This window comes from Kitasatospora sp. NPDC001539, assembly GCF_040298565.1.
Classification (GTDB): Bacteria; Actinomycetota; Actinomycetes; order Streptomycetales; family Streptomycetaceae; genus Kitasatospora.
Genome location: NZ_JBEPAK010000399.1, coordinates 1 through 3,940 on the forward strand (window position 1 = coordinate 1; position 3,940 = coordinate 3,940).

5 protein-coding genes are annotated in these 3,940 nt (G+C 72.9%); 2 read left to right on the forward strand and 3 right to left on the reverse strand.

The window, feature by feature from the left end; all coding sequences use genetic code 11:
- The coding region (locus ABT247_RS32375; protein ID WP_350749951.1) for an amidohydrolase family protein at positions 1 to 509 on the reverse strand (509 nt) is incomplete at its 3' end.
- Complete coding sequence (locus ABT247_RS32380) at positions 506 to 1,453, reverse strand: ROK family protein (protein ID WP_350749954.1); 948 nt, start codon at positions 1,451 to 1,453, stop codon at positions 506 to 508. The genes ABT247_RS32380 and ABT247_RS32375, both read right to left, overlap by 4 nt.
- A gap of 345 nt (positions 1,454 to 1,798) precedes the next feature.
- Here ABT247_RS32380 and ABT247_RS32385 point away from each other — a divergent pair, with 345 nt between their 5' ends.
- On the forward strand, positions 1,799 to 3,082 hold the full coding sequence (locus tag ABT247_RS32385) for an extracellular solute-binding protein (RefSeq protein ID WP_350749956.1): 1,284 nt from the start codon (positions 1,799 to 1,801) through the stop codon (positions 3,080 to 3,082).
- A gap of 90 nt (positions 3,083 to 3,172) precedes the next feature.
- On the opposite strand, the gene ABT247_RS32390 is transcribed toward ABT247_RS32385, so the two are convergent.
- Positions 3,173 to 3,520 carry a cupin domain-containing protein gene (locus tag ABT247_RS32390; RefSeq protein WP_350749957.1) on the reverse strand — a complete coding sequence of 116 codons (348 nt, stop codon included), beginning with the start codon at positions 3,518 to 3,520 and terminating at the stop codon, positions 3,173 to 3,175.
- A gap of 102 nt (positions 3,521 to 3,622) precedes the next feature.
- Here ABT247_RS32390 and ABT247_RS32395 point away from each other — a divergent pair, with 102 nt between their 5' ends.
- Positions 3,623 to 3,850, forward strand: coding sequence for a DUF3263 domain-containing protein (locus ABT247_RS32395; RefSeq protein WP_350749959.1), 228 nt, complete (start codon positions 3,623 to 3,625; stop codon positions 3,848 to 3,850).
- Positions 3,851 to 3,940: the final 90 nt, after the last annotated feature.

A 3,940-nucleotide genomic window follows, 5' to 3' on the forward strand; every position in this document is an offset into this window, starting at 1 on the left:
GCGGCGTCGACGAGTTTGCGCACGAGGGCCGGGTCGGGGTCGCGGAGCAGGTCGGGGCGGTGGGCGCCGCAGCGGTGGTGGGAGATGAAGGGGCCTTCGAAGTGGATGCCGGCCAGGATGCCGTCCTCCACGAGTTCGGACAGGACGTGGGCCTGGCGGGCGAGTTCGTCGATCTCGCCGGTGACGGTGGAGGCGACGGTGGTGGTGGTGCCGTGGGCGAGGTGGGTGCGGGCGGCGAGCAGGGCCTCCTCGGCGATGCCGGAGGCGTAGGAGGCTCCGCCGCCGCCGTGGACGTGCAGGTCGACGAAGCCGGGCACGACGGTGCAGCCGGTCAGGTCGAGGTCCCCGGGCTCGGCCGCGCTCTCGGTGCTGCCGGTGCCGTCGGTGCCGCCCGTGACGGAGGCGATGCGCTCGCCCTCGACGGTGAGGCGGCCGCCCTCGACGACGCCGCCGGGCAGGACGATCCGGGCGCCGGCCAGGGCGGTACGGTCACGGTCCGCGGTGGTCACGCGGTCACCTCCATGGAGAGCAGATCCCAGGCGAGCAGGCCCGCGCCCAGGGACGCGGCGGTGTCTTTGAGCATGGCGGGAACGACCTTCGGGGGCATCTGGAAGGTCAGGCGCCCGGTGACCGCGGTGCGCAGCGGGGTCAGCAGGGTGTCGCCGGCCTCGGCCAGCCCCCCGCCGACGATCACCGTGGACGGGTCGAGCAGGCTCTGGGCGAGCACGATGCCGTCGGCCAGGGCGTCGACGGCGCGCTGCCAGACGGCGAGCGCGCGCTCGTCCCCGGCGTCCACCGCGGCGGCGCAGGACGCCGCGTCGGCGGCGGGGTCGCCGCTGGCCTCGGCCCAGGCGCGGGAGACGGCGGAGGCGGAGGCCAGCGTCTCCAGGCAGCCGCGGGCGCCGCAGCCGCACGGCGGCCCGTCCGGGCGGACGACCACGTGGCCGATCTCGCCGCCGTAGCCGTGGGCGCCGGCCTCGATCCGGCCGTCGATGCCGATGGCTCCGGCGATGCCGGTGCCCAGGGCGACGAACAGGAAGCGGTCCACGCCGCGGCCGGCCCCGAGCCGGCCCTCGGCCAGGCCGCCGGAACGCACGTCGTGGCCGAGGGCCACCGGCACCGCGGGGCTGCCGGGGGCGGCCAGGCGCTCGCCGAGCAGCCGGCGCAGCGGGAGGTCGCGCCAGCCGAGGTTGGCGGAGAAGACCGCGATGCCGTTCTCCTCGTCGATCGTGCCGGGGACGGCGACGCCGGCCGCGAGCGGGGCGGCGCCGAAGCGGCTGCGGCCTTCGTCCGCCAGATCGGCGGCGAAGTCGAGGATGGCGGCGACGACGGCCTCGGTACCGCGCTCCCGCCCGGTCGGTCGGCGTGCTTCGAACAGCACGGAGCCGTCCTGGGCGAGCAGCGCGGCCTTCATGCCGGTGCCGCCTACATCGAGTGCGATGACGTGCTTCACGGGGGACAGTTTCCCTTGGCTCGGTCGAAGAGGTCTAGTCCAGTTGCCGGATTGGTCTGGTCCACACTGGGTGAGCTTGGTCTCGGGCGGGGGTGGGGGCGGGGGCGGGGGTCCGGTTCGGGCGAGGGCGAGGGCGGGGGCTCACGGGCCGGAACGGGGCGTCCGGTCGTCGGTGTTGCGCATCGTGTTGCGCATCGTGCAACGGAACGGGGCACTTCGGTAACTACTCGGCGGGTGGGGCCGAATGGTGTGGACCAGTGGACCGCGGGTTTGGCAGTGTGGCGCCTCCCCCCTGCCGGATTCCCTCATCCGGCCGCAGTTGATCCCCTGAAGGCGGTACCCGCGTTGAACAGGCGCGTCCACGTTTCCACCCGTGTGCTCGGCAGTGCGATGGCCGGAGCGCTGGTGCTCACCGCGGTGAGCGCGTGCAGCGGACAGGGCGGCGGGCCGGTCACGCTCAAGCTGGTGGCCGCGGACTACGGGGAGAACGCCGAGACCAGCTCCAAGCACTACTGGGACGACGTCTCCAAGGCCTTCGAGGCCGCCAACCCGGGCATCAAGGTCCAGGTCGAGGTCGACAGCTGGACGGACATCGGCAAGAAGGTCGACGACATGATCGCGGCCGGGAAGTCCCCCGACCTGCTGCAGAGCGGCGGGTTCGCCGACCAGGTCGCGGCCGGCCGGCTGTACCCGGCCGCGGACGTGCTCTCGATGGACACCCAGGCGAAGTTCATGGACAACTTCGCCCACGCCGGGCAGGTGCTCGGGACCCAGTACGGCATCCCGTTCGTGTCCTCGTCGCGGGTGCTGTTCTACAACAAGGCGATCTTCAAGCAGGCCGGGGTCGCCCAGCCGCCGACGACCTGGAACGAGCTGCGGGCCGCGGCCGAGAAGATCAAGGCCAAGGTGCCGGGGGTGACCCCGTACGGGCTTCCGCTGGGGCCGGAGGAGGCGCCGGCCGAGTCGATGCTGTGGACGCTGAGCGGCGGCGGAAGCATCTCCGACGACGTCGGCAACTACACCATCGACAGCGACCAGAACCAGGCCACCTTCAACTGGCTGAAGAACAACCTGGTGAGCACCGGGCTGACGTATCCGGACCCGGGCCGGATGAACCGCACGCCGGTGTTCCAGGACTTCGCGGCGGGCAAGGTCGCGATGCTGAACGGGCACCCGACGCTGCTGCGGATGGCGTCCGCCGGGAAGATCGACTTCGGTACGGCGCCCATCCCGAAGAAGGACGGCGTCGGCCGGACCGGGAGCCTCGGGGTCGCGGACTGGATGATGGCGTTCAAGGCCAACGGGCACAAGAACGAGATCAAGAAGTTCCTGTCCTTCGTCTACTCGCGGGACAACCAGCTGAAGTTCGACGAGCAGTACAACCTGCTGCCGGTGACCCAGGACGCCTTCACCCAGATGTCGTCGGACCCGAAGCACGAGGACCTCAAGCAGTTCGCGGTCGGGCTGGCCAACGCGAGCTTCTACCCGTTCGGGGACCCGGCCTGGGGCGAGGTCAGCAACCGGATCAAGGCGGGGATCGGGCAGGCGGTGACGGGGGACCCGAAGCAGGTGCTCGGCGGGCTGCAGGACGCGGCGGTGAAGGAGGCGGCCCGGGTCCGCAAGCAGTAGGACCCGGGCGCCGGCTTCCGGTCGGTGGCGTCGCGGCCCCGATCCGGGGGGCCCGGTCGGTGGCGGGGCGCGCCGGTCGGGGGCCCGCGATCAGTGGGGGAGCGTGATCGCGTAGGCCTTGCGGAGGGTCTCGTGGACGGTCCAGGTGGTGCGGTCGCCCTCGCGCAGGACCGCGCAGTCGCCGGGGCCGACGGTGAGGGTCGGGCCGCCCTCGATCTCGATGGTGGCCCGGCCGCTGAGCACCACGAACATCTCGTCGGCCTCGACGTCGGTGACCACGCCCGGGGTGATCTGCCAGATGCCGCGCAGCTGGCGGCCGTCGGGGGACTCGGCGAGGACCTTCCCGGTGACCTCGGGGGTGCCGGAGACGATCTGGGACGGGTCCAGGGGCTCGGGGGCGAGCTCGGCGGTGGGGATGTGCAGGGCGAAGCTGATCATGGGTCGACGGTAGCCGCGCGGTGGGGGTGCGTGCGTCCCGCAGAGTGTGTCGGTGTTCGGCGCGAGAATGACACTCCGTAGTGACGGACGGAGGTGTTCTCGGTGGGTGAGCTGACCGGGCGGGAGCGGGCGGTGCTGGCGCTGGAGGGGCGGCAGTGGCGGACGGCGGGGGCCAAGGAGCGGGCGATCCGGGAGGAGCTGGGGATCTCGCCCACGCGCTACTACCAGGTGCTGAACGGGCTGCTGGACCGGGAGGAGGCGTTGGCGGCTGCTCCGGTGCTGGTGAACCGCTTGCGGCGGGTGAGGGAGGCCCGCCGGGCGGCTCGTTGACCGCCGGCAGGGGTGCCGGCGGGGTGCTCTTCCCGGGCGCGCGGGCTCCGGCCCGCGCGCCGGGGGGTGGGGGGGGGGGGGTGGGGGGTT